24 protein-coding genes and 3 tRNA genes are annotated in these 25,312 nt (G+C 56.2%); 22 read left to right on the top strand and 5 right to left on the bottom strand.

Annotated features, from left to right (window positions below):
• Positions 1-70 precede the first annotated feature (70 nt).
• Positions 71-2,533 carry a TonB-dependent receptor plug domain-containing protein gene (locus tag HW452_RS10945; RefSeq protein ID WP_224106140.1) on the bottom strand — a complete coding sequence of 821 codons (2,463 nt, stop codon included), beginning with the start codon at positions 2,531-2,533 and terminating at the stop codon, positions 71-73.
• A gap of 328 nt (positions 2,534-2,861) precedes the next feature.
• On the opposite strand from HW452_RS10945, the gene HW452_RS10940 reads away from it, so the two are divergent.
• Genes HW452_RS10940 through HW452_RS10920 form a run of 5 tightly spaced genes read left to right on the top strand, consistent with a single transcriptional unit; the run spans position 2,862 to position 8,552 of the window.
• Positions 2,862-5,609: a M16 family metallopeptidase gene (locus HW452_RS10940; protein WP_224106139.1), complete on the top strand. Its 2,748-nt coding sequence runs from the start codon at positions 2,862-2,864 to the stop codon at positions 5,607-5,609.
• A 10-nt stretch (positions 5,610-5,619) separates the two neighbouring features.
• Positions 5,620-6,627, top strand: a complete 1,008-nt coding sequence (locus HW452_RS10935; RefSeq protein ID WP_224106138.1) for a putative transporter — start codon at positions 5,620-5,622, stop codon at positions 6,625-6,627.
• Positions 6,617-7,231, top strand: a complete 615-nt coding sequence (locus HW452_RS10930) for a MotA/TolQ/ExbB proton channel family protein (protein WP_224106137.1) — start codon at positions 6,617-6,619, stop codon at positions 7,229-7,231. The genes HW452_RS10935 and HW452_RS10930 overlap by 11 nt, the downstream gene beginning before the upstream one ends.
• A complete protein-coding gene (locus HW452_RS10925; protein WP_224106136.1) occupies positions 7,228-7,659 on the top strand; it encodes an ExbD/TolR family protein in 432 nt (143 codons plus the stop codon). Before HW452_RS10930 ends, HW452_RS10925 begins: the two co-directional genes overlap by 4 nt.
• On the top strand, positions 7,659-8,552 hold the full coding sequence (locus HW452_RS10920; protein ID WP_224106135.1) for an energy transducer TonB: 894 nt from the start codon (positions 7,659-7,661) through the stop codon (positions 8,550-8,552). The genes HW452_RS10925 and HW452_RS10920 overlap by 1 nt, the downstream gene beginning before the upstream one ends.
• Before the next feature lie 261 nt (positions 8,553-8,813).
• Here the strand turns inward: HW452_RS10920 and HW452_RS10915 are convergent.
• The 3 genes from HW452_RS10915 to HW452_RS10905 form a co-directional block, all read right to left on the bottom strand.
• Positions 8,814-8,900: transfer RNA gene (locus HW452_RS10915), tRNA-Leu, on the bottom strand.
• Between the two features lie 28 nt (positions 8,901-8,928).
• Positions 8,929-9,015: transfer RNA gene (locus HW452_RS10910), tRNA-Leu, on the bottom strand.
• A gap of 64 nt (positions 9,016-9,079) precedes the next feature.
• Positions 9,080-9,166, bottom strand: a tRNA-Leu gene (locus tag HW452_RS10905).
• A gap of 246 nt (positions 9,167-9,412) precedes the next feature.
• Here HW452_RS10905 and rnr point away from each other — a divergent pair.
• From rnr to HW452_RS10860, 9 genes are all read left to right on the top strand, one after another.
• A complete protein-coding gene (gene rnr, locus HW452_RS10900) occupies positions 9,413-11,812 on the top strand; it encodes a ribonuclease R (RefSeq protein ID WP_224106134.1) in 2,400 nt (799 codons plus the stop codon).
• Between the two features lie 2 nt (positions 11,813-11,814).
• Positions 11,815-12,606, top strand: coding sequence for a 23S rRNA (guanosine(2251)-2'-O)-methyltransferase RlmB (rlmB, locus tag HW452_RS10895; RefSeq protein ID WP_224106133.1), 792 nt, complete (start codon positions 11,815-11,817; stop codon positions 12,604-12,606).
• Positions 12,607-12,811: 205 nt separating this feature from the next.
• Positions 12,812-13,210 carry a 30S ribosomal protein S6 gene (gene rpsF, locus HW452_RS10890; protein WP_224106132.1) on the top strand — a complete coding sequence of 133 codons (399 nt, stop codon included), beginning with the start codon at positions 12,812-12,814 and terminating at the stop codon, positions 13,208-13,210.
• 33 nt (positions 13,211-13,243) lie between these two features.
• Positions 13,244-13,471, top strand: a complete 228-nt coding sequence (rpsR, locus tag HW452_RS10885; protein ID WP_009097135.1) for a 30S ribosomal protein S18 — start codon at positions 13,244-13,246, stop codon at positions 13,469-13,471.
• Positions 13,472-13,483: 12 nt separating this feature from the next.
• Positions 13,484-14,335 carry a hypothetical protein gene (locus HW452_RS10880; RefSeq protein ID WP_224106305.1) on the top strand — a complete coding sequence of 284 codons (852 nt, stop codon included), beginning with the start codon at positions 13,484-13,486 and terminating at the stop codon, positions 14,333-14,335.
• 15 nt (positions 14,336-14,350) lie between these two features.
• Entirely contained in the window at positions 14,351-14,797 is a 447-nt protein-coding gene (gene rplI, locus HW452_RS10875) for a 50S ribosomal protein L9 (protein ID WP_106375610.1), read from the top strand.
• Between the two features lie 231 nt (positions 14,798-15,028).
• On the top strand, positions 15,029-16,414 hold the full coding sequence (dnaB, locus tag HW452_RS10870; RefSeq protein ID WP_224106131.1) for a replicative DNA helicase: 1,386 nt from the start codon (positions 15,029-15,031) through the stop codon (positions 16,412-16,414).
• Between the two features lie 68 nt (positions 16,415-16,482).
• Positions 16,483-16,776 (top strand): hypothetical protein, encoded by a 294-nt coding sequence (locus HW452_RS10865; RefSeq protein ID WP_224106130.1) that lies wholly within the window; start codon positions 16,483-16,485, stop codon positions 16,774-16,776.
• A 145-nt stretch (positions 16,777-16,921) separates the two neighbouring features.
• On the top strand, positions 16,922-17,224 hold the full coding sequence (locus HW452_RS10860) for a DUF6482 family protein (protein WP_224106129.1): 303 nt from the start codon (positions 16,922-16,924) through the stop codon (positions 17,222-17,224).
• 59 nt (positions 17,225-17,283) lie between these two features.
• Here HW452_RS10860 and HW452_RS10855 read toward each other — a convergent pair whose 3' ends face one another.
• The gene (locus HW452_RS10855; protein WP_224106128.1) at positions 17,284-17,688 is read right to left on the bottom strand and encodes a thiol-disulfide oxidoreductase DCC family protein; all 405 of its coding nucleotides are present in this window, start codon (positions 17,686-17,688) and stop codon (positions 17,284-17,286) included.
• Positions 17,689-17,798: 110 nt separating this feature from the next.
• On the opposite strand from HW452_RS10855, the gene hemH reads away from it, so the two are divergent.
• From hemH to mnhG, 8 genes are all read left to right on the top strand, one after another.
• Positions 17,799-18,878, top strand: a complete 1,080-nt coding sequence (gene hemH, locus HW452_RS10850; protein ID WP_224106127.1) for a ferrochelatase — start codon at positions 17,799-17,801, stop codon at positions 18,876-18,878.
• Positions 18,879-19,189: 311 nt separating this feature from the next.
• The gene (locus HW452_RS10845; RefSeq protein ID WP_224106126.1) at positions 19,190-21,538 is read left to right on the top strand and encodes a putative monovalent cation/H+ antiporter subunit A; all 2,349 of its coding nucleotides are present in this window, start codon (positions 19,190-19,192) and stop codon (positions 21,536-21,538) included.
• Positions 21,531-21,962, top strand: coding sequence for a Na+/H+ antiporter subunit B (locus HW452_RS10840; protein WP_224106125.1), 432 nt, complete (start codon positions 21,531-21,533; stop codon positions 21,960-21,962). Before HW452_RS10845 ends, HW452_RS10840 begins: the two co-directional genes overlap by 8 nt.
• Before the next feature lie 18 nt (positions 21,963-21,980).
• Entirely contained in the window at positions 21,981-22,328 is a 348-nt protein-coding gene (locus HW452_RS10835; protein ID WP_106375619.1) for a Na+/H+ antiporter subunit C, read from the top strand.
• Positions 22,325-23,926, top strand: coding sequence for a Na+/H+ antiporter subunit D (locus HW452_RS10830; protein WP_224106124.1), 1,602 nt, complete (start codon positions 22,325-22,327; stop codon positions 23,924-23,926). Before HW452_RS10835 ends, HW452_RS10830 begins: the two co-directional genes overlap by 4 nt.
• Complete coding sequence (locus tag HW452_RS10825) at positions 23,923-24,396, top strand: Na+/H+ antiporter subunit E (protein WP_224106123.1); 474 nt, start codon at positions 23,923-23,925, stop codon at positions 24,394-24,396. Before HW452_RS10830 ends, HW452_RS10825 begins: the two co-directional genes overlap by 4 nt.
• Positions 24,396-24,665: a monovalent cation/H+ antiporter complex subunit F gene (locus tag HW452_RS10820; protein ID WP_106375622.1), complete on the top strand. Its 270-nt coding sequence runs from the start codon at positions 24,396-24,398 to the stop codon at positions 24,663-24,665. Before HW452_RS10825 ends, HW452_RS10820 begins: the two co-directional genes overlap by 1 nt.
• The gene (mnhG, locus tag HW452_RS10815) at positions 24,658-25,062 is read left to right on the top strand and encodes a monovalent cation/H(+) antiporter subunit G (protein WP_224106122.1); all 405 of its coding nucleotides are present in this window, start codon (positions 24,658-24,660) and stop codon (positions 25,060-25,062) included. The genes HW452_RS10820 and mnhG overlap by 8 nt, the downstream gene beginning before the upstream one ends.
• The last annotated feature ends 250 nt before the right edge of the window (positions 25,063-25,312 follow it).

Below are 25,312 nucleotides of genomic sequence, written 5' to 3'. Positions count from 1 at the left end.
GCATGCGCCTGGAGAGAATATCGCAATCACTCGAGGATATGCTCGCCTTGCTGAATGATCATGCGCTTCGTTAGTTGAATGCGTAATTCAAGCCGAGCCAAAAAGAGCGCCCGATCTGATAGTTGCTGGTACTGCCTGTTACTCTGTCGAAAATATTCTTGATTCTAACGTCTATCGAAGCATTGTGCGTGTTTCGATTCAAGAAATAGTATTTGATGTTGGTATCGACAGTAGTTAACGAGGCAATATTGGTTTGCTCATAGATATCATACGTGTTACCTACGTCATCCGTATGATTTTTCCGTGAGTCGGTTAGATACTCGTATTTGCCTCGGTAGTTCAAGCTGGCATCGGTGATTAGATCGCCGGAAAGCCAATCCGTCGACCAGTTCAGAGAGGCCTTGAGCGGGGCGGCGAAATTCTGGCGTGCATCGTGTTCGCGTAACTCGGCCATGGTCATGATCCTGTTGTTATAGTAGACCAGTTCGTTTTTATCGTCGGCTTCGTACGTATAGTCCACGGCACCATTTGTCTGCGTCTCTGACCAGGCGACGTTAGCGTTGAAGAAGTGGCTCTTGTAGTTGCCCGACCACTCGAGAGCATAGCCCAGATAGTCGGTTTCACCGTCGTTGGCCATCGTGTAGTAATCCGTGCCGTTAGCGTCGGTCAGCTTTTCACTACGGGAGAACTGGTCGCGGTTTTCACGGTAAACGACCTTGGGGCGTAGGTGGCCGTTAAGCGGCGTCTGAAACGTCAGGGAGGCGGTGAGTTCATCGCTATAAGGCGTATCAAGATCAGAGGTCGAATAGTTGGTGATGCTGGGCTGAAATGCACAGGTATCCCACTGCCCCGGCATTCCGCCATAACCGTTATCAGCGGCATTTTGTAGTGGGCGTTCATAACAGGTATGAACAGGCACCTGCTCATTGATTGCGTACCCGATCATGTTTCTGCCGTAATAACGGTTGGCGCCGAGTGTCAAGAAGGTCTCGGGCATGAACTGCCAGGTGCCGGTCAAACGAGGCGCCAGGTTGTGATTGCCAAGGAAATCGTCGTAGGAGTAACGCGCCCCTGCACGTATGTCGACGTTCCCGAAGGTGGTCAGATATTCACCCCAGAGCGAATGATTATAGACGCTGACATTGGCATCAAAAGGTTGGTAGACCAAATCTCTCGAGGCGGCACTCAGGCCGTTACATGCTGGGTCGCCCGGCGCGCAGTCGAATCCGTCACTACCGGCGGTGCGAGATAAGTAGTAGTACCGGGCTTCTTCATCACGGCTTTTTTCAGCATCGGTGTAGTTGAATTCGCTGCCGTAGTTGAGCGTTCCATTTTGAAGGTAGGTAGAAAAATCCGTCTTCCATGTGTAGTCCGTCTGGGTCTGGTCAAGGTTACCGACGCCGCCTTCGAGGCAGTTGCGGCTCGTGTAGCACCAGTCAACCGTCTCCCCACGCCAGGCAATGCGCCTGTTATTGGCTCTGCGGCTTGAATCGTTGTGCATCAAGGAGAGCTTGCTTTTCCAGCTGGTCGCCTTGAAAAAACCCGAGGCGGCAAAGTACCCCTGCGTTCCGCTTGACTCGCTGGTCGTCAGACCATCGTGCGTGTTGGGCAGGTCACGTTCACTCTCATAGGGACTATGAGCTATCTGTGCTTCGAACGTCAGGTCATCGCTATAGTCATAGCGGCCCTTGAGCAGGAAGTTCTGTGAGACGTCCCCGCTATCGTGCGTCAAAGAACCAAGGTCAGCGTCTTTTTCGTACTGAACCCTGGATTCCGCCCGCGAGTAGGCGGCCAGCAGGAAAAGCCTGTCGGTGACCGGAAGGTCGACGGTGACCGAGGTCTGGTATTTCGTGAAGTCGGCAGGCGGAGCCGGTTGCTCGTCTTCATCGGGTGCCGGCGCATGGTATTTGACCAGGCTGTCGTTCTGAAAACCGGTCGTGATATTGAAGGCAAAGCTGTCTTTGGGGTCGCGAATTTCATAATTGACCACCCCGCCAATGAAGTCGCCATACCGGGCTGAAACGTTGGAATCGAACACTTCAACGTTGCCGATAAGCGTAGGGTCCAGGTAAAACGTTTGGGAGGTTTGCGTGTAGACGTTGTTCCAGTCGTTTTCGCCTGAGGCTGCCGTCACATCGTGTATGGAGGTTGCCGAAATACCGTCGATACTGATGTTGTTATCGTAGTAGTTGCCCCCTGAAATAGAAAAATCCCTGGGCCTGAGTGACTGTATGCTTTCTTTCGTCGCATCGTCCAGGTTTGCATCCATCTGAACAAAGGGAAGAGGGCGCAACAGTTCAGTGGTATCGATCCCTCCCGAGCGCCTGTTTTCGACTGCCTGACCGCTCATGACGGAAATACCGGTATCGATAGGATCAAAGCTTTCGTAGGCCGGACTGACACGTTCGATATTCGAATATATCGAAGCCTGTTCGGTAATTTCGATTTCCCCCAGGTCTACCTTCTGATTACCCATCGCAGCGCTTGAGCTGATTGCCGATAGAAAAGTGCACCCCAAAGCAGCTTTTCTCATTCGCGTCCGACTCCCTTGATATATATACAGTTTATTTAATATTTAGAAGCGCAGCATAGCATGCTGGCATGCGAAGCTTAATAAAAATCATGATCATTTACATTAGGTAATGAAAACGATTATTCTTTTTGGGCGCGTCGCTTTCTCGCTCGAGTGGGTAAAGCGAGCACGTGACTCAGCGCAATGCATGCACTGAGGCAGGAATAAAACGGTAAAACAATTAACGACTTTCGAAAGTTGGTTCTTTCTACATAAGGCGGATGCAATGTTTTGCAGAGGGCGCGATCAGGGCGTAAGTAGGCTGTACTCATCTGCACTGATTTTCGGCATGGGTTTTTTTCATGGTGTGGTTTGCGCGCAGGAGCTTGCGTGGGATGAGTCCATCAAGCATGGGAGGCTGGATAACGGTTTTAACTATGTCATGTATAACAGCGGGGATCCGGAGGATCCCTTCAACTTACGCTTGATCGTTAATGCAGGCTCTGTGGACGATGAGCAGCGTGGCATGGCGCATATTGTCGAGCATATGGTGTTTCGCTCGAATAGGGCCCATGAGAGGGACGTTCTGGCGCTTCTGGATGGCATTGGGTGGGAAACGGGTAAGCAGATCAACGCCGTTACTCGCCAGACACAAACGCAGTTCATGATCCGAACACGCCCGGACGATGCACTGGATATACGTGAATCCATTGCCCTGCTCAACGACCTGGCGTTTGGCGCGCGGATGACAGACGACGATTGGAGTGTCGAACGTGAAGTGATTTTTGAAGAAATGCGCCGTGGCCAAAGCGTGGCTTCGCGTGTCAACGATGCTAAAAAAGCGATTGTGCGCAACGGTTCACGCTACGTGGATCGCCCCACCATGGGCGCGCTGGACGATATACAAGCCATCACGGCCGAACAGGTCGAGGCTTTCTATAAGCGGTTTTATGTACCGAGCAACATGACGCTGGTCGTATCGGGATATATCGATACAGACGAGGTCATTGAAGGCATACAGACATCTTTCGGTCAGGAAGCTTTCATCGAGCCTCCTGCGCGTGAATATGTCGAGCTGCCGCTCGCGTCAGGCCTGGTGATTGGTAAGGTGCAGGACGAACAGGGTACCAGCTCAGAGGTAACGTATGGTTTCAGATCGCCGGTAGCTCCCTATGACACGTTGGAGGGACAGTACGCGCGTTTACAAAATTACTTCATCAGAAAGCTGCTGTTCAGTGAAACAAGAAATACGCCTTTGGCGGTATCGAGTGATTTCAATATGGTGTCGACATTGAGGTCGTCGAATAACGAGCGTCTGATCACGGCCATTTCAGCCAAGACAACAGATTATGAGAACGGACTCGAAGCGGTATTGAGCGAAATCGAAAGGCTTGGCCGTGACGGGTTTCAGGAAGATGCGTTTGAAACCTTGAAAGACGCTGCACGTCAGGTCGTTCAGAGAAACCTGGAACTGGTTGCTCAGCGTAATTTCGCTCAGTGGGAAGACAAGCTCACCGAAGCGGTACTCAAGGAGTCGGTCGAAGAAAATTATAGTGATAAATCAGCGCGTCTTATGGAGTGGATCGACGCGATGACGCTGGAAGAGCTGAACGCGCGCTTACATGACCTGCTGTCTTCGCCCGATCAGTTCCTGTTCTACCAAGTGCCGGGTGAACTGCAGGCTGAGCTGCCCGATGTGCAAGAGGTGAGGGCACTGGCAGAAGCACTATCCCAGTCTACTCTTCCTGTAGTGGAAAGGGCAGGGCGCGAGTCCCTACCTCCTTCTTCTGATGACTCAGAATCCGTGGATGCTTCAGGAATTGCCTCCGACGTGGACTGGTCCATGATGGAGATCAATACCGCTGACCCGGTTAGCCACACTTTCTCCCATGACCAGGAGAGCGTTACTGAATGGCAGCTGGAAAATGGTGACAGAGTCGTTTGGCTCGACAGGCCTACTCCCAACGACGATATCTATATAAAAGCACTTTCATCGGCGGGATATGTTAATGATCAATTATCGCCCTGGCTTTCTCGGTTGGCGGTGCAGATCTGGGAACAGGCGGATCTGGATATTTCTACCTATACCCGGTTTGAAACCTGGGAGCAGAAAAATGCCGTTGACTGGTCATGGTCTCACAAGCAAAACGAGCTGGATATTGCCACTATCGCAGCGCGTGATGGGCTCAATAACGCATTCAGAAGTTATGTGTCCCGCCAGAATTACTGGCGGTTTGATGGCGATGACATCGCAGATGTAAGACGACAGCTTCTCGACCAGATCAATGAAACAAGCCATGTCAGCATGCTGGAGGAAGAGTTCTTCAGCGTATCCGACGGCTTGTACCCTACTGCCAGTGACGTCGAGGCGTTAACGGCGGATGACATCGTATCGGCCATCAGCGAGCTGCAGCAGCAGCCGGTCACCGTGTTTCTCGTCGGCGAGCTGAGCGAGGAAGAGGTGCTGGCGAACATCCTGCCTTATGTCTCTTCTGTTCATCGGGAGCGTACCTTGTCATCTTTCTATAACAGCATTTCCGATGATGATGCGTATTTAACGTCTGAAATGTTCGATGAGCAAAGAGCCCTCGTCAAGATCAAATCCGAGCACAGCTATCAATGGACGCCGGAGCGTGCCTTTTTGGTATCCACGTTAAACCCGATAATCAAAAGAGCCTTGAAGCGAAAGCTGCGCCATGAGTTAGGCGGTGTTTATACATTGAGATTTGAAGTAACCCTGGATAGAGATAATAAAGTCAGGGCTGAAACCCGGTTCGAAACAGGGCCTGATAAGGTGTCATCCATGCTGGCTGCCCATGAAGACGTAATGGAGAGCCTGGCTGACTGGATAGAAAACGAAAACTTCGATCAACTCATCGACGACGTTCATTACGCAGAGCGTGTTCGTCTTGACGATCCCAATACCTGGCTTCGCCGCCTGGCACTCAGCTATGAGGCTTATGCTTCTCCCCGTTACCTGAACTCCTTCGATGAGCTTGGTGCATCCATTTCCAAGGATGCTCTATCCAGTGTCATCGATACCTTGCTGCCGATGGCGCATCAGTCGATCTTCGTGGGTCTTCCTGTTACCAACTAGGTTTTTAGATATGTTTCGGTGTTTCTTTTTGAATAGGCAGTGGTCGATCTGGTCCTGGTTGGGAGCGGCTGCCATCTTGTCGGCGACTTATTACCAGGTGCATCTGGACGTTAAGATCAATGAATGGTTCGGCAATTTCTACGATACGATCCAGCAGGCCCTGACGGAACCTGACGCTGTAGAAACAACTGATCTGCTGCTGCATATGCTTACCTTCGGCAAAGTGGCCGCCGTTTTCGTGGCGGTGGCCATTCTGCTCGACTTCTTTGTTCGCCATTATGTATTTCGCTGGCGTTGCGCAATGCACGATTACTACATGAGCAGTTGGGAAAAGGTGCGTCATATCGAAGGGGCGTCGCAGCGTATACAGGAAGATACGATGCGTTTCGCCCAACTCGTGCAGGGCTTGGGCACCTTCTTGTTGAGGTCGGTGCTGACGCTGATTGCTTTTCAACCTCTGCTTTGGGAGTTGAGCAAACAGGTAAAGGTAGTTCCTGTATTAGGTGAGGTTGATCATGTGCTCATCTATGTCGCTATCATTTCCGCCATCATCGGAACGCTGCTGATGGCCCTGGTGGGTATAAAGCTTCCTGGTCTGGAGTTCAATAATCAGAAAACGGAAGCTGCCTTGAGAAAGGAGCTCGTCTTTGGTGAGGATAATATACAAAGAGCTCAGCCTGAATCCATCAGGCAGCTTTTTCGCTCCGTGCGCTCCAACTACTTAACCATGTATCGCCACTATCTTTATTTTGATCTGATGAAGCACTCCTATCTGCAGTTATCCACACTGGTCCCCTATATCGTCCTGGCACCCACTATCGTGTCGGGCGCTATCACGCTAGGTGTTCTACAGCAGATTCTCAGAGCCTTCAACAAGGTGGAAGGCGCTCTGCATTACCTTGTCTTCAGCTGGGCAAGCATTGTCGAGCTCATATCAGTTTATAAGCGTCTCAAAGGTTTTGAAAATCAAATGATCGAACTGGATCGTCAAGAGGGTTTAACGGGTTATGCAAGCTGATATATGGGTCGTTTTGACGTTTATCCCCCTGGCGCTCTGTTCCATGGCGGCTTTGGCATTGATCATGGAGCGCTGTTTTTACATTTTTAGAAAACGCGGGCTGGACAGGCAGCGCTATAAGGATGTGTCGGTAGCATTGAAACGTCGTCGCCCTGCCACGGCGATCAGTATCCTCGAGAAAAATGAGCTGGGCTATCAGGGGGCGATCGAAGAGTTGAGGCAGCATCAATCAAGTAGCAAACAGCTGCGCGATGAGGCCGTCAAGATAACACTCATGAGGTATGCCAACCTTCTGAGAAGGCGGATGTCCGGTTTGGTAACCATTGCGGCCCTGGCACCCATGCTGGGTTTGTTGGGCACGATCGTAGGTCTCATGCGCTCTTTTTACGACATCGGCTTGAGTGATGGGCCTGTCGAGCCTTCCATCGTGGCGGATGGCTTGTGGCAGGCGCTGTCCACGACGGCTGCCGGCATGGTCATTGCGGTAGTATGTGTGCTTTTTCATGCGCTTATCGGATCGTATGTTCGGCGACATCTTGCTGAAGCAACCGAGGTCATGAATTACATCTCGCATAGCCTGCAGCTGGAGCCAGAAGCGCAATGATTGAGCTGGACGATGAAGGGCAGAGCGTAGCGCTGCAGGATATCATGACCCCCATGATCGACGTTATTTTCGTCCTCATTGCTTTCATGATGTTAATGATCAATGTGCCTTTGCAGGTCATGGAGATCGATTTGCCTTCAGCGAATGAGTCGACGAGCCTGGCCGCAGGAAATAAGCACCTGGCTATTCTGGCGGTCAGGTCAGAAGGGCCTGCATGGCGTTTGAACGATCAGGAAATTGACGGTAACGACAGATTGTATGAGCAGTTGGAGGTGCTCAAAAACGCGCATGGTGAGCAGTTGGAGATCGTCGTGCAAAGCGACCGGGAAGCGCCAATGGAGAGAGTGGTCGCCCTTTTTTCCATCTTGCAAAAGCTGGATCTGGAAGTGGCCAATCTGGCCTTGCAGCGCTCTGGAGACGGTTGGTGATGCCACGGTTGATATCGCATCGTATTGGATTCTACGCAGGGCTATCCTGTCTTTTTCATGTGGTGGGTGGCATCGTCTGGTGGCAGCTCGATACCGATTCCGTGGCGGCAACCAAGGCTTCGCAGAGCACTGCCATTAGCGTGGGGCTGCAGGCCGCCATGGCGGGGGCGCAGCAAAGTAGTGCCGCTATCCAGCCTGAAGTCGTTCAAAAGGAAGTACCTTCACCCCCGGCGCCGGTCGCGGTGCCTGAAGAAGCTTTCCAGGAAATCGCCGAGGAGCCTTCGCCCGAACCCGAGCCACCCGTAGAAACTGACGTGGCGTCGCCAGTCGAGCAGCAACGGCAGGTGGTAGAGAAGAGTGAGCCCGCGCCCCGGGAGGCGCCTGATCCGGTAGTGACCGATGTGCCCGACCCAATCGAAAAAGAAGTGCCACCTCCGAAAATTGAGCCTGTCGAGCAGCCTCATCCCCGCCGCGAAGCCGTCGACAATACGCCGGTAGAGGAGGAGAGGATCGAGACGGTGGTGGGGCACGGGGGTGAAGAGGGGGCTTCGACGCAAGGCGCTGCTCTGGAAGAAACCGGCATTGCCCAGGCTGATAGTGCGGATGTGGATAATCGCTACGATTTACGGGTTCGCCAGCACCTGCTCGAGAACAAGCAAACACCTAGAGTGATGGGAGCCAGGCGCATGGAGGGGGTGGTTACCGTCGAGTTCACCCTGGACCGCAATGGCAATGTGCTGAATCACGAAGTGGTTGGGTTGTCTCGTGTGCGGGAATTCGATCAGGCGGGTGCTCGTCTGGTGGAGCGCGCCATGCCGTTTCCCAGCGCGCCTGCCGATATTAGCTGGCAGAGCCGGGTCTATACCATCGATGTGCGCTATCAGGTCAAGTAATCCTGACGGTGGCAAGCGCACTGGTTATTCATGCCTTTGGATACCTTTCTGCAACAGGTTGCGGTGTAATACGGATCGACATGCACGTCATTCAGGATGATATCGGCGCTCGCTTTTTGGCTGATAACATCAGATGAACATTGAAATGATAAAGCGAACAGGAAGCAAAAGAGAGGATGCAGATAGTTACGAGGGGAAATGAAACAAGTAGGCAAGTAGTGCGAGAAAAGAGTATATCGATGATGCGGACGGTCACCTTGATGGTGCCCAGGAGAGGACTTGAACCTCCACGTCCATACGGACACTAGCACCTGAAGCTAGCGCGTCTACCAATTCCGCCACCTGGGCGCATCATTTACATCTGTTTGTATTCGTATGGTGCCCAGGAGAGGACTTGAACCTCCACGTCCATACGGACACTAGCACCTGAAGCTAGCGCGTCTACCAATTCCGCCACCTGGGCGAATACAAACATCTACTTGCTTTGACACCACTTCGTGTCGCCAATGAGATGACACGATACGAGATGGTGCCCAGAAGAGGACTTGAACCTCCACGTCCATACGGACACTAGCACCTGAAGCTAGCGCGTCTACCAATTCCGCCATCTGGGCAAGTGGCGCGTATGATACGCGTGTCCCGATTAAATGCAAGCCCTGAAAACTAATTTTCTCACCTAAAACAGCACAATTGCCGTTCAAGGTGGTTGGGTCATGGAACATGCGGCGCTATACTGCATCCATGACCAAACAAAACGTTGAATTTTTCAGCCATATGAAAGCTGAAGCCCCTCGCTCGCAACGCTCGGCGTTTGCGCTTTTTCACTGCCTCCCGAAAGCGCCATCAAGGAAGTTGATTGCATGAAGTACTGGACGTTAAGTGATGATCCGCACGCTGAACGCGAAGCACACAAATACGACAACCCGGCGCCCAGCCGCGAATATCTGTTGGCGGCGCTTGAAAGCTACGGCAAACCCATCACCCATGAAAACATGAGCCGCATGCTGGGTCTCGAAGACGAGGACCACCATGAGGCGATCAGGCGTCGCCTTGCCGCCATGGAGCGTGATGGCCAGGTGCTGCGCGACCGTCGTGGTGCCTATGCACTGATCGACAAGCTTGATCTGATCAAGGGCAAGGTGCTTGGCCATCGTGACGGCTTCGGCTTTCTGCAGCGTGATGACGGCAAGAAGCCCGATCTCGTGCTGCCGCCGCGCCAGATGCGGCGTGTCTTTCATGGCGATCATGTGCTGGTGCGGGTCAGTGGGACCGACCGCCGCGGGCGCGATGAGGCTACCATTGCCGAGGTGATTGCCCACAATACGCAGACAATGGTTGGCGTATATCGCAGCAACACGCCCGAGTTCGGTATTCTGATTCCGGAAAATCCACGTATCACCCAGGAAATCATCATCCCGCACAGCGCCTGCGCTGGCGCGAAGGATGGCCAGGTGATTTCGGCCAGAATCGTGCAGCAACCCGCCACGCGGGTTCAGCCGGTGGGTGAGGTGATCGAGGTGCTGGGTGAGCGCATGGATCCCGGCATGGAGATCGATATCGCGATCCGCAGTTACGATATTCCTGCCGAGTTCCCGCCGGAGGTGCTCGATCAGATATCCGGTATTTCTGCCGAAGTGCTCGAGAAAGACAAGCAGCACCGTGTCGATCTGCGCGACACCCCGCTGGTAACCATCGATGACGAGTCTGCCAAGGACTTCGATGACGCTGTCTGCGCGTGGAAAACGAAATCGGGTAGCTGGAAACTGCTGGTCGCGATCGCTGATGTGTCCCACTACGTGCGTCCGGGCACGGCGCTGGATGACGAGGCGCGTACACGGGGCAACTCGGTGTACTTCCCGGGCCAGGTCGTTCCCATGCTGCCGGAGCTTCTATCCAACGGCCTGTGCTCGCTGAACCCGCACGTGGACCGGCTGGTCATGGTGTGCGAGATGAACATCTCCAAGACCGGTGCCATCAGCCGTTACTCGTTCTATGAAGCCGTGATGAACTCCCACGCCCGCCTGACCTACAACAAGGTGGCGGCGATGCTCGACGAGGAGAGCGAAGAGGGGGCTTCACTGCGTGAAGAGCACCGCGAGCTGGTCAAGCCGCTGCAGAACCTGCACGAACTGTATAAACTGCTGCGCGAAGCGCGCGACGAGCGCGGTGCAATCGATTTCGATACGACCGAAACGGCGATCATCTTCAACGACGAGCGCAAGATCGAGAAGATCGTGCCGCGCACGCGCAACGACGCGCACAAGATGATCGAGGAGTGCATGCTGGCCGCCAACGTGGCCACAGCGCGTTTTCTGGACAAGCACGACCTGCCGGCGCTTTACCGTATTCACGAGCGGCCCACTCCGGAGCGCCTGGACAAGCTGCGCCTGTTCCTGAACGAGCTGGGGCTTTCCGTGGGCGGTGGCGATCTGCCTACGCCCCAGGACTACCAGGCACTGCGCGAGGCGATTGCCGGTCGTCCGGATGCCGACATCATCCAGACCGTCATGCTGCGTTCCATGAATCAGGCCGTGTACTCGCCGCAAAATGAAGGCCACTTCGGCCTGGCCTACCAGGCCTATGCGCACTTCACGTCGCCGATCCGCCGCTACCCGGACCTGTTGGTTCACCGGGCTATTCGCTCGGTCATTCGTGGGCCGCGCCAGACCAGTACCGTCGTGCGGGTCGAAGGCGCGCCGGTCGAGCCGCCGAGCAAGTGGTGTCCGTATACCTTCGAGCAGATGCTCGAGCTGGGCGAGCACTGCTCCATGACCGAGCGGCGTGCCGACGAGGCCACCCGTGATGTCGAGAGTTGGCTCAAGTGCGAGTTCATGTCGGACAAGCTGGGCGAAACCTTCGATGGCACCATCGCCTCGGTGACACAGTTCGGCCTGTTCGTGCGCCTGGATGCCTTCTTCGTGGAAGGTCTGGTGCACGTAACGTCGCTGCCGTCGGATTACTATCACTACGAGGCGGAAAAGCATCGCCTGAAAGGTGAGCGGACCGGCACTACCTATCGCCTGGGTGACGGCCTCACGGTTCAGGTCGCTCGCGTGGACATGGATGATCGCAAGATCGATTTCAGTCTGACCGACGACAAGCCGCGCCCGCGCCGTCAGCCGCGCAAACGCCGCAGTAACGAAGGGAGCGATACGCCCAAGCCTGATGCCGCCAAGAGCGGTTCCGCGCCCAAGCAGGACAAGCCGCCGACGCGTCGCGGTCCGCGGCGCACCCGGCAGTCATCGCCGAGGAGAAGCTGAGCATGAAGTCAGCATCTCGACGGGGGGCGCAGACGTTACGCACCCCCGGTGGATTGGACCAGGTGTATGGCATGCATGCCCTGCAGAGTCTGCTTGAGCGCGGCGAAACTCCGCGCGAGCTTTGGGTGCAGCAGGGGGCGGGCAACCGTCTGGCAGAGGTGGTTGCCCAGGCGCAGGCACGCGGCGCGCGTATCAAGGAGCAGCCACGTGATGTTCTGGATCAGCTGACCCAGGGGGCTGCCCACCAGGGCGTGGTGGCGTTTTGCCCGCCGCTGACCCCGGAAGGGGAGGAGTCGCTGTGGCTTAAGCTGCGCGCCTGGCAGGCGTCGACGCCGCCGCTGTTTCTGGTACTGGATGGAGTGACCGACGTGCATAACTTCGGGGCCTGCCTGCGCAGCGCCGATGCGGCGGGGGCGCATGGGGTGATCGTTGCCAAGGACAAGGCGGCGCCGCTCAACGCCACGGTGCGCAAGGTAGCCTGCGGTGCCGCAGAAGTGGTGCCGGTCTATCAGGTCACCAACCTCGCGCGCACGCTTGCCAAGCTCAAGGACGCCGGCGTATGGATTACCGGCACGGCGGGCGAGGCCGAGGCAAGCGTCTACGAGATCGACATGACCGGCCCTACCGCGCTTGTCATGGGGGCCGAAGGCAAGGGAATGCGGCGGCTGACTCGCGAGGCGTGCGATAACCTGGCCAAGCTGCCGATGGCCGGGCAGGTATCAAGCTTGAACGTATCGGTGGCAACCGGCATCTGCCTGTTCGAAGCGGTACGCCAGCGCCAGCTTGCAAGTTGACCGCTTGCCCACTAGAATACCTGCGCCCGTTTGTATGCAGACGGGTGCAGGTCTCATACCCTGCCTGAATACCAGTTCTGCTTGATGCCCCGGTTGCCTTGGTGCGGCCTTGGGTGCATTTCAGCTAACTCCTTGCTTCCCTGTCGTCGCCTCTGCCTGTTGGCCAGGGCACACATCGGAAGCTGCCAAACCGCAAGGAGATCCCATGCGTCATTACGAAATCGTGTTTATGGTCCACCCGGATCAGAGCGAGCAAGTGCCGGCTATGGTCGAGCGCTACACCAGCATTGTTACCGAAAACGGTGGCACTGTGCATCGCTTGGAAGATTGGGGCCGTCGTCACCTGGCTTACCCGATCAACAAGATCCACAAAGCTCACTACGTGCTGATGAACGTTGAATGTACTGGCGAGACGCTCGAAGAAATCGAGAACATCTTCCGCTTCAACGATGCCATCATCCGCAGCCTGGTTGTTCGCTGCAAGGAAGCGGTTACCGAAGCTTCCCCGATGATGAAACCGGCAGAAGAGAAGCGTCCGCGCCGCGAAGACAAGTCGCGTGCCGATGCTGAATCTGACTCAGATTCAGAAGTCGAAACTGCCTGATTCTATCCACTGCACGTTTTAAGGAGCTAATCCATGGCACGTTTTTTCCGTCGCCGTAAGTTTTGCCGCTTCACTGCCGAAGGCGTCAAGCAGATCGACTATAAAGATCTGGACACTCTGAAAGCTTACATTACCGAAACCGGCAAGATTGTTCCAAGCCGTATCACCGGTACCAAAGCACGCTACCAGCGTCAGCTGGCGACTGCTATCAAGCGCTCGCGCTACCTGGCGCTGCTGCCCTACTCCGATAGCCACCAGTAAGCGCCTCACGTGATGCTGGCACTGGCAAGATGGCTGATGCGAGGGCTGCCTTACGCCGCAGGCGGGGCAGCACTGGCAACGCTGGTGCCATGGCTGTTCTGGCTGGGAGCGGCCATCGCTGCCTTGGTGACGCTGCGCAAGGGCTTCGCGCCTGCGCTTCCGGTCATTATTGCAGCCGCACTACCGGCAGGTTTCTGGTGGTCGCAGGGAGACGTGATTCCGCTTACCAGCGTACTGCTGGTAACGCTGATGGCGGTCATCCTGCGTGAAAGGATGCGCTGGAGCGAATCCATGATTGTGGGCACCCTGGTGGCCGCAGCCATGATCCAGCTAGGCATTTTTAGCCCGCCTGGCGGTACGGAGCTGATGCTCGAGCAACTGCGTCAAGGTTCATCGGACGTTGACCGCATGCTCACGGAGCTGGCAAGCCAGGGTTACGATACCCAGATGCTGGCTACCATCGTGGTAGGCGGCGTCACGGGGCTTGTGGTGCTGGTCGCGGCTATTGCATGCTTGGCGCTGGCACGAAGCTGGCAGGCCGGATTGTATAATCCGGGCGGCTTTCGTGAAGAGTTCCATGCGTTGCGCCTGGCCCCGAAAGAGCTTGCCATACTGGCAGCACTTTGCGTGGCAGGCATGATGCTTGGGGCCCATTCGCTGGCAGTGCTTGGCTGGATTCCGCTACTGGTGGCTGGCGTTGCGTTGGTGCACGGGTTTATTGGATTAAAGGGGATGAACGGGCTGTGGCTGGTGGCATTTTATGTGCTGCTGATCATGACCTGGCCCACGATTCTCATTGTGCTGCTGTTGGGGCTGATTGATACATTCGCGAACATTCGCGCACGCCTTGCCCGCGGCAACTGACAAGAGGTTTACGAGATGGAAGTCATTCTGCTCGACAACATTGGTAAGCTGGGCGGCCTGGGTGACAAGGTCACTGTCAAGCCCGGTTATGGACGTAACTACCTGGTACCTTACGGCTTGGCCGTACCGGCTACCAAGGAAAACGTTGAAGCGTTTGAAACACAGCGTGCCGAGCTCGAAGCTCAAGCCGCTGAGCGCAAGGCGGAAGCCCAGGCGCGCGCTGAACAGCTGAACGACATCGAGCTGTCTCTGGTGTCCAAGGCTGGCGACGAAGGCAAGCTGTTTGGCTCTATCGGTCCGCGCGACCTGGCCGACGCTATTTCCTCTGCCGGCATCGACGTTGCCAAGAGCGAAGTGCGCATGCCGCAAGGCCCGATTCGTCAAACTGGCGAATACGACATCGACCTCCACCTGCATGCAGAAGTGGACGCCGTTGTACGCGTGGTAGTTGTCGCAGAGTAACCTCTGCTTCGGCTATTGACGCCTAAAAGGGCGCGGGGTTATCCCGCGCCCTTTGTTATTTCTGTTGTGTATCCTTTGTATTGTCGAGTCATGTCCAAGCGCCTCGTCTGGCCGGAGGCAGGGTGTTTAGACATGTCGTACATCGGGATGGTCAGCCGCTAGTTAGGCGCGCGCTGGCCGATTAAGATAGTGGCCTTATCGGCTATGCTGCACTATTGAAAGGAGCTCGCGATGGACCAGCCTTCTGCTGATCAGGAAACGGCAGCGATCAAGCTGCCGCCGCATTCGCTGGAGGCGGAGCAGTCGGTGCTTGGCGGGCTGATGCTGGATAACCAGGCGTGGGACAGCGTCTCCGAGCGTCTGGTGGCAGACGATTTCTATCGTTATGAGCACCGGCTGGTGTTCAACGTCATGATTCACCTGGCAGAGTCGGGTCAGCCGCTGGACGTCATCACGCTGTCCGAGGCACTCGAGGCCCGGGATCATCTGGATACCGTGGGTGGCTTGTCCTTTCTTGCCGAGCTTGCCCGCAATACGCCGTCGGCGAGCAACATTCGCGCCTATGCCGATATCGTGCGCGAGCGGGCAACGCTTCGAAAGCTCATTCGGGCTGCCAATCAGATTGCTGAAGGTGCCTTTGCCCCCCAGGGCCGACCTGCCGATGAGCTGCTCAACGAAGCCGAGCGGCTAGTGTTCCAGATTGCCGAAGAGCGCCCCAAGACAGGTGGGCCTATCGGCATGAGCGATCTACTGACCAAGGCCGTCGACCGCATCGACGAGCTGTTCAATCTGAAAGGCGAGATGACCGGCCTTTCGACGGGGTTTCGGGACCTCGATGAGATGACCTCGGGTTTGCAACCCTCGGATCTGGTGATCATTGCCGGACGCCCCTCCATGGGCAAGACCACCTTCGCCATGAACCTGGTGGAGCACGCCGTCATTTCAAGCGACAAGCCTGTCATGGTGTTCTCCATGGAGATGCCGGCCGAATCGCTGATGCTCAGGGTGCTGTCATCGCTTGGACGTATCGACCAGACCCGCGTGCGCTCGGGACAGCTCGAAGACGAGGATTGGCCGCGTCTCACCTCGGCGGTCAATCTGTTGAAAGACAAGCAGCTGTTCATCGATGACACCGCCGCACTTTCGCCCAACGAAATGCGTTCGCGGCTGCGCCGCGTGGTGCGCGAGCACGGCAACATGGCGCTGATCATGATCGACTACCTGCAGTTGATGCAGATCCCGGGCTTTGCGGAAAACCGTACCGGCGAGATTTCGGAAATTTCGCGCTCGCTGAAAGGTTTGGCAAAAGAGTTCAATTGTCCGGTAGTCGCGCTTTCGCAGCTCAACCGCTCGCTTGAGCAGCGTCCCAACAAGCGTCCCGTCATGTCGGACTTGCGTGAATCCGGCGCCATCGAGCAGGATGCGGACGTCATCGCCTTCGTCTACCGGGACGAGGTCTATAACCGGGATAACCCCGACAACCAGGGCTTGGCCGAACTGATCATCGGCAAGCAGCGTAACGGGCCTATCGGCACGGTGCATATGGCGTTCATCGGCAAATATACCCGCTTTGAAGACCTTGCCCCCGATAGTTACGGTGAGGCCTTCGGCGATTGATGCAAGGGCCGAGGGCTGTTGGCAGCACCTTGGCGAAATAGAGAATATCGAAACAACGGGAGTACTACATGGCAGGTGGTTTTCGGCGTGGTAATCGTCAGCGTCTTCCCAAGCTTGAAGGGCGCGGTGAACTTCAGGAACTGGAGCGGGAAGGGCCCTTCAAGGAGTGGCTGGGCATGCCCGACCTGTATCGCTACTTTCTGGTTGTGGAAGGCGAGAAGTATAGCTACCAGACAGAAGATGCCGAGCTTCCGGTGGCGGTAGGCGACAGGGTGGTATTTCGCTACAAGGAAACCAAGGGCGGCAACTGGATTGACCGCAACTCATTGGGCAAGGCGATAGACCCTTCCGAATATCAATAATCCGACCCTTTTGTTGCGTTAGTGGTCAGGAACCCTCCTGAAAAGTTGCCGTCTTGAGTAAGTAGTGCCAAGGTAAGGTAACAGGAATGTAATAGGGCATGGTCATGCTGTGCCCTGTTGATTGATTCAATAACAGGAGGGAACCATGGAACTGAAAGCGCTGAAGCAGTTCGTCGATAGCCACGACAATTTCGAAATTCGCGTTATTACGCATTCGGGTAGCGGTTTTTATCAGCTTGAACTGGAAGATGTGGAAGGCAAGCGGCATATGCTTACTCAGCGTAGCAAGCCCATCATGTTTCGCTCGCTCGATGATATCTATCTGGAGCTCAAGCGCGCGGGCATTCACCGGGCTTACCTGGTGCAGCACGTGCCCCATGACGAAATGGTCGGCCGCGATGCTCACTACAGCGAACCGCTGACCTCGCGCATGCCGCTGGTATTCTGATTACCAGGGCATGGTTCAAGAAAGAAGCGTAAGCATCCCCAAGCGGTATGCTTGTCCACTCACCAGCCGTCGCTGCTGCGACGTTTAACCCACCACCGCCCAAGTCGAATTCGGCGACGGGCAAAGAAACGGTAGCCTGCATTCATCACGCCTTGCAGGCCCGGTAAGCAGGAAAGTCTTACCAGCCGCCGGTAGCCTAGAACTGCATACAGGGCCCGGCTGGCATCCATCTCTATGTACCAGTTTCCATTGCTGTCCTTTAGATGCAGCTGACCCATCAGCTCCTCGAACGTGCGGTTGGTAGCTGCCGCGTTAAATCCTTCTTCCTGAATATCCACAAGCCTGATGCGCTCACGATGGCGGTGCTTTTGTAACCACGCCACCTCCCACTGGCAGAAGGGGCAGTGGCCGTCATGATAAAGGGTCACAGGGGCGCTAGCGTGAAGGGGAGATAGCTTGGACATGTGTTTGGCCGATGTTATACAAATGGTGTTGATAGTATAACTTTATGCCGCGACTTTGCGGAAAAGTGGTAGGATTTCCCTTATAAAGCCGTCTTGTTGGAGTAAGCGTAATGACCGATAGCGTTAAACTGGTTCAACCGGGCGAAGGCCGTCTGGCCCATGCCCCTGGTGACCATCCAGGCGTGCCGCGCGCCAAGGTAGGTGTGGTGGTGGCCAATCTAGGCACGCCCGATGCTACCGACTATTGGTCCATGCGCCGTTATCTGAGCGAGTTTCTGTCCGACAAGCGGGTGGTCGATTACGCAAGCTGGAAGTGGCAGCCGCTTTTGCAGCTGATCATCTTGACCAAGCGGCCTTTCTCGTCGGGCAGGGCGTACAAGGGAATCTGGAACACCGAAAAAGACGAAAGTCCGCTGTTGACCATTACCCGCGCCCAGACCGAAAAGCTCACCGAGCGGTTGAAAGCACTGTACGGCGATAGTGTCGACGTCGATTTCTGCATGCGCTATGGCAACCCTTCGACCAAAAGCGTGCTCAAGCGCATGAAGGAGAAAGGCTGCGAGCGCATTGTCTTCTTTCCGCTCTATCCTCAGTATGGCTCGCCCACGACGGCGACGGCGAATGATGAGGCGTTTCGTGCCCTGATGACGATGAAGTGGCAACCCTCGATTCGCACGGTGCCTGCCTATTTTGATCAGCCCTCGTATATAAAGGCGCTCGCCAATTCGGTCACCGACGTATACCGCCAGCTTGAGACGCGGCCCACCAAGCTGGTAGCAAGCTATCATGGTGTACCGGAGCGCTACCTGCTGGAAGGCGATCCCTACCACTGCCAGTGCCAGAAAACTACGCGCCTGCTGCGCGAGGCGCTAGGTTTTGACATGGAAGAGATCGATACGGCATTTCAGTCTCAGTTTGGACCTGAAAAGTGGGTCGGTCCACAAACCGTTGAACACGTAGCGACGCTTGCCAGGCAGGGGCATAAGCACATCGCCATCATGTCGCCTGCGTTTTCCGCCGATTGTGTTGAAACGCTCGAGGAGATCAAGGAGGAAATTCATGACAGCTTCATGGCTGCTGGTGGAGAAACGTTCAGCTATATTCCGTGCTTGAATGATCGTGACGATCATATAGATGCCTTGATGGACGTGATCAATAACGAGCTTGCCGGGTGGTTGCCGCGCTCTTGAAGTGGCCGAATCCCGTGCTGATGATATATAAAATAAGCACGCTATCTATTTGATTTTGTTTAAAGGTTGTCTGGCAACGGGCGTATGTCTGTTATAGAGTCTACGACTTTAGATCACCTTTACTTAACGTTTAGTCCGCTGATGAAAAGCGCTTCTGCTCGCCAGGAACAGAAGTGCTTTGAGATGCTTGAATGTAAAAGGTTGATCAACCAGCCGCTGACAGGGATGAGGTTAGCCGCTTACCCGCATAGGCCCCTGTACGCCACAAGGACCCGCCCAGCGTGGGACTGTTACTCAGGAGATATCGCTAGATGCAATTCACCGTCTTGATGGGGTTTGTACTGGCTGCGCTGGCCCCCATGCTACATCGCAGGTTTGCAGGTCGCACGAGTCTGGTGCTGGCTCTCTTTCCCGCTCTGATCGCTGCCTGGCTGTTTTCCCAGGCGCCCATGGTCATCGATAACGGGCCTGTGCTTCTGGAGTGGCAGTGGGTGCCCTCGCTGGGTATCAGTCTTACCTTTTTGCTGGATGGTCTATCGCTGCTATTTGGTCTGCTGATCACGGTCATCGGCACCTGTGTGCTGGTGTATGCCGGCGGTTATTTGAAGGACCACCACGATATCGGGCGCTTTTATATGGCGCTGATGGCGTTCATGGCCTCCATGCTGGGGCTGGTGATGGCGGATGGTCTGGTCACGCTGTTCATTTTCTGGGAACTGACCAGCATCACCTCCTATCTGCTGATCGGTTTCAATCACGCGGACCTGCAGGCACGCAAGTCTGCCCGCCAGGGACTGTTTGTCACCTTCGCCGGCGGCCTTGCCCTGATGGCAGGGCTGGTGATGCTGGGTGTGGCCAGCGACGCCTGGTCGCTTGCCGATATTCGGGCCATGGAAACTGACCTGCGCGAGCATGCCTTGTATACCCCGATGCTGGTCTGCCTGCTGCTTGGCGCCTTTACCAAGTCGGCCCAGTTTCCGTTTCACTTCTGGCTTCCCAATGCCATGGCCGCGCCGACGCCGGTGTCGGCTTATCTACACTCTGCCACCATGGTAAAAGCGGGTATCTATCTGCTCGCCCGGCTTCAGCCGGAACTCGGCGGCACGCCGCTATGGATAGGTGTGCTGTCGGTGGTGGGAGCGACCACGCTGCTGATAGGCGCTTTCCTCGCCATTCACCATACCAATGTCAAGAAGCTGCTGGCGTACTCGACCATCATGGCGTTGGGTACGCTCACCATGCTGCTGGGGATTGGTACCGAATATGCCATGACTGCGTTTGTCACCTTTCTGCTTGCCCACTCCATGTATAAAGGGGCGCTGTTCATGGTGGCCGGCAATCTGGATCACGAAACGGGCACCAAGGATGTCACCGCCATGGGTGGGCTTAGACCGCTGATGCCGGTAACCGCCATGATTGCTCTGGCAGCGGCGCTCTCGCTGGCGGGTGTGCCGCCCCTGTTTGGTTTTATCGGCAAGGAGCTGAAGTTCGAAGCGGCGCTGGGGGCGGCGGACTACCGGAGCCTGCTGGTCATCTTTGCCTTTCTTGGTGCGGTAATGACCATTGCAGTGGCGGCCATTATTGCCCTGCGACCCTTCTACGGTACGCGCCACCAGACCCCCAAGGCCCCCCATGAGGCGCCGCTGAGCATGCTGATTGGTCCGGCGCTCCTGAGCCTTGGTTCCATCGCGTTTGGCATTGCACCAGGAGTGCTTGGAGTGAATGCGCTGCTGACCTCGGCGGCAGGTGCCGTGTCCGGCGAGCCCATGGAAATCACCCTGTCGCTCTGGTATGGCGTCAATCTGGCGCTGATCATGTCGGTGGCAAGCCTGGCGCTGGGCTTTTTGCTCTTCAAGTACTGGGACGATGCACGCGCACGGCTTTCGCTGCTGGCGCCGGTCATGCGTCGTGGCCCAGAGGCAGGCTATGAGGGGCTGTTGAATGGCATCGTGGCGTTCTCCGAATGGCAGACCCGAATTCTTCAAAACGGCTATATGCGCAACTATATCCTGATCATGCTGGTCGTGCTGATTGCGCTGATCGGCAACTCGATTCTGCTGCGCCATTCACCGCTGCTGGCCTTCGATCTCGATGTGCGCTTTCACGAGGTGATCGTGGTGGGCACCATGACCATGAGTGCGCTATTTGCCACCTTGACCCGTTCGCGCCTGGGGGCGGTGGTGTCGGTGGGCATCATGGGCTTCTCCATCGCGCTGGTATTCGTTCTGTTCAGCGCACCGGATTTGGGGATTACCCAACTACTGGTAGAAACCCTGACGGTCATCCTGCTGGTACTGGTGCTGTTCAGGCTGCCGCGCTTTTCGCATCTCTCGACCAGCCTCGAGCGCATCCGCGATGGTTCGGTGGCCGCAATGATGGGTATCTTGATCTTTTTGCTGATCATGACGGCCTGGAGTATCGATCAGTTCGAGTCCATTTCTACCTACATGGTCGAAAACAGTGCGCCGCTGGCCTACGGGCGCAATATCGTCAATGTGATCCTGGTGGACTACCGGGCGCTGGATACCTTGGGCGAAATGTTCGTGCTGGCACTGGCCGCGATTGGCGTCATCGCCATGCTCAAGCTGCGTCATGCAACGGAAAGTCCAAAGACGGCCGAGGGCAGCAAGTCAGACACGCAGGAGCCGTACGATGGTTAAGTCAGGGACGATCATTCTCAATACCGCGGCACGCTTTTTGATGCCGCTGCAATTGATGTTTTCCGTGTTTCTGCTGCTCAGAGGACACGATGAGCCAGGTGGCGGATTTATCGCCGGGCTGGTTGCAGCGGGGGGCTTCACGCTTTACCTGTTGGCCTTTGGCGTGCGCGCCACCAAGCAAGTGCTGCGCATGGTCGACCCGCGTGACTTGATTGGCGTGGGGCTGCTGCTGGGCATGGTGTCGGTGGTGCCTGCCTGGTTCATGGACCAGCCGTTTCTGACCGCCCAGTGGTGGACGATTCCGGTGATTGACTTCAAGGCCTCGACGCCCTTGATCTTCGATATCGGTGTCTACCTTGCGGTGCTGGGATCGGTGATCGGCATGGTCATGGCGCTGATGGAGGTCGACAAGGATGAGCCTTGAGTTAACGGGAGAAAACCTATGGAACCGCTAATGGCGCTGGCCATCGGGCTTTTGTATGCAACTGCCATCTTCATGATGTTGCGGCGCTCCATCGTCAAGCTGGTCATCGGGCTGCTGCTGCTTTCCAATGCCGCCAATCTGCTGATATTCACGACGGCGGGGATGACGCGCGGCGCACCTCCACTGATTCCGGAAGGCATGTTGCAACCCGTCGGCGAGGTGGCCGATCCGCTGCCCCAGGCAGTCGTGCTGACCGCCATCGTGATCGCCTTCGGGGTGCTGGCGTTTGCCGTGGTGCTGATCCGCCGTGCCTACGAAGTGGTCAAGGCCGATGATCTGGACAAGATGAAGGATACCGATACGTGAGGCCTGAAGTTGCTCTTCCCATCCTCTTGCCCCTGCTTTCCGGGGCCGTTTCCCTGCTGTTCTGGCGCTCGCGCCCGATGCAGCGGTTCGTCGCCGTCGCCGGCAATATTGCGCTTCTGATCGCGAGCCTGTGGCTGTTTGTGGCCACGCTTTCCGACGGCTACATCACCATGCAGATGGGCAGTTGGCCTGCTCCGTTCGGCATCACGTTGATTGCCGATATGCTGAGCGCGGTGATGATTCTGATGACCGGCATCATCGGTCTGGCCATGGGCATCTATTCGCTGGCCACCACCGGGCGCGGGCATGAAAAGTTTGGCTACTATCCGCTGATGCACCTGCTGCTTGCCGGCGTGGCAGGCGCTTTTTTGACCGGCGATATCTTCAACCTCTACGTATGGTTCGAGGTCATGCTGGTGGCCTCCTTTGCGCTGCTGATTCTAGGCGGTGAGCGGGCGCAGATGGAAGGCGCGATCAAGTACGTGACGCTGAACCTGCTGGCGTCGGTGATCTTCCTCTCCGCGGTAGGTCTGCTTTACGGCACGGTTGGCACGCTGAACATGGCCGATATCGCGCTGCGTATCGACATGGTCGAACACGCGGGCATGGTCGAAGTACTGGCGGTGATGTTCATGGTGGCCTTTGGCATCAAGGCGGCAGCGTTTCCGCTGTTCTTCTGGCTGCCGGCTTCCTATCACACGCCGCCGGTTGCGGTGTCTGCCCTGTTTGCGGGTCTTCTGACCAAGGTCGGGGTCTATGCCCTGTTTCGGGTCTTTACGCTGATTTTCGATCAGACCATGGGCTACCTGCAGGACATCATGCTGTGGGGCGCGGTGCTGACCATGGTGACCGGTGTGCTGGGGGCGGCGGCGCAGTACGAGTTTCGGCGGATTCTCTCGTTTCACATCGTCAGCCAGATCGGCTACATGATTCTGGGCCTGGCGCTATACACGCCGCTGGCGATTGCCGGCGGTGTGTTTGCCATCATGCACAACATCGTGGTCAAGACGAACCTGTTTCTGATCAGCGGGATTACCCATCGCCTGCAGGGCACCTATCAGCTGAAGAAGATGGGCGGGCTCTACAAGGAGCGCCCCTGGCTTGCGGTGGCTTTCTTTATCTCGGCCTTTTCGCTGGCCGGTGTGCCGCCGCTGTCGGGCTTTTTTGCCAAGTTCGTGATCGTGCGTGCCGGCATCGAGGCCGAAGCGTATGTGGTGACCGGTATTGCGCTGGCGGTAGGCCTGATGACGCTCTACTCCATGGTCAAGATCTGGAACGAAGTGTTCTGGAAAGCCCTGCCCGAGCAGAACCACGTACCGGTAGCCACCACGCCCAGCGGCGACGATGGACGGCTGATCAAACCCAGCCTGTGGATGATGTACCTGCCGGTGGTGGTGCTGGCACTGTTCTCCGTATTGATCGGTATCTTTGCCGAGCCGATCATGCTGGTGATGAATACCATCGGTGATCAGCTGTTTGAGCCTGAGGGGTACATTGAAGCAGTGCTGGGCGTGGCCGCCAACGCGCAGGAATCCCTGCTGGAGGCGAACGAATTCCAGCCTGAGACCGGCACGGCTGCCGGGGAGGAGACACCATGACAGGGGCTATCTGGAACCTGCTGCTGGGGTTGGCGTGGGTGCTGCTGAGCGGCGACTTCAGCGGCCTGAACCTGCTCGTGGGCATGGTGTTTGGCTATATCGCCCTGGTGCTCATCGAGCCCCAGGTAAGTGCGCTTGAAGGCTATCCGGCACGCATACCGCGGATCATTCGTTTTCTGGGGTTTTTCCTGAAAGAGCTTGTGCAGGCCAACCTGCGCGTGGCGTTCGATATCGTGACGCCACCATGGCACATGCAGCCCGGCGTGATTGCCATGCCGCTTTCTGCCCGCACGGAGATGGAAATTACCCTGGTGGCCAACCTGATTTCGCTGACACCCGGCACACTGAGCCTGGACGTTTCCGACGACCGCAAGGTGCTGTATATCCACGCCATGTTCCTGGATGACGAGGAGGAGTTGCGCCGCAACCTCAAAGAGATGGAGCACCGAGCCCTGGAGTTGTTTCGCTAATGGATACGGTCTTATTGATCAGCCAGGTCATCATGGGTCTGGCGCTCATACTTGCCTTCGTGCGTGTCGTGCGCGGGCCCAGCCTGCCTGACCGGGTGGTGGCGCTCGAACTGTTCTCCACTACCGTGGTCGGGCTGGTCGGGGTGTACGCCATTCAGTCGGGGGTGGCGAGTTTTCTGGATGCGGCCATCGTGATTGCCCTGATGGGCTTTCTGGCCGCTATTGGCTTTGCACGCTTTCTGGAACGGGGAGGGCCGAGGGATGATTGAAGCCATCAAAGGAGCGCTTCTGCTGACCGGCTCCTTGTTCATGCTGCTGGCAGCGGTGGGGCTGCTGCGCCTGCCTGATTTGTTGACCCGCATGCACGCGACCACCAAGGCGGCTGCCCTGGGCGTTATCCTGATCATGCTGGCGGCCGCGATGCATTTTTCCGAGGTTGGTGTGGTGGCCCGCTCGTTTGCCATCATCTTGTTCATTCTGATGACCGCGCCGGTAGCTGCCCATGTCATTGGTCGGGCAGGTTACTTCGTGGGGTCGCGACTCTGGAGTGGTACGGTCAAGGATGAGCTGCGGCCCAATTACGACCCCCTGACTCATGAGCTCAAGAGCGGCCTGGAAACCCAGGAAAATGCCAAGCGCCAGCCGCGTGCGACGGACCCGGATTAATTGAGCGAACGCTTTAAAACAGCGGCAGATAGTGAGCCGTAAAGAAAAAATACACAAAGCCACCTTCAAGGTGGCTTTTTTTTTGCGCCTAAAAAAAGGCCAAGCGTTAAAACTTGTCGTTATGTTTATGTACAATAATTGTACTGTATAAGTTATGATGTCTACGTTTTATGAGCGCCACGCACTCTCGACGCAGGCGCTACCCGTTTTACCCAATACATTCAGTATGCGGTTACTACCAGCGCTTATC

It is taken from the genome of Vreelandella aquamarina (assembly GCF_020075495.1).
Classification (GTDB): domain Bacteria; phylum Pseudomonadota; class Gammaproteobacteria; order Pseudomonadales; family Halomonadaceae; genus Vreelandella; species Vreelandella aquamarina_A.
Note: the sequence above shows the minus strand (reverse complement) of the source record. Positions and strands in the feature narration are given on the sequence as shown.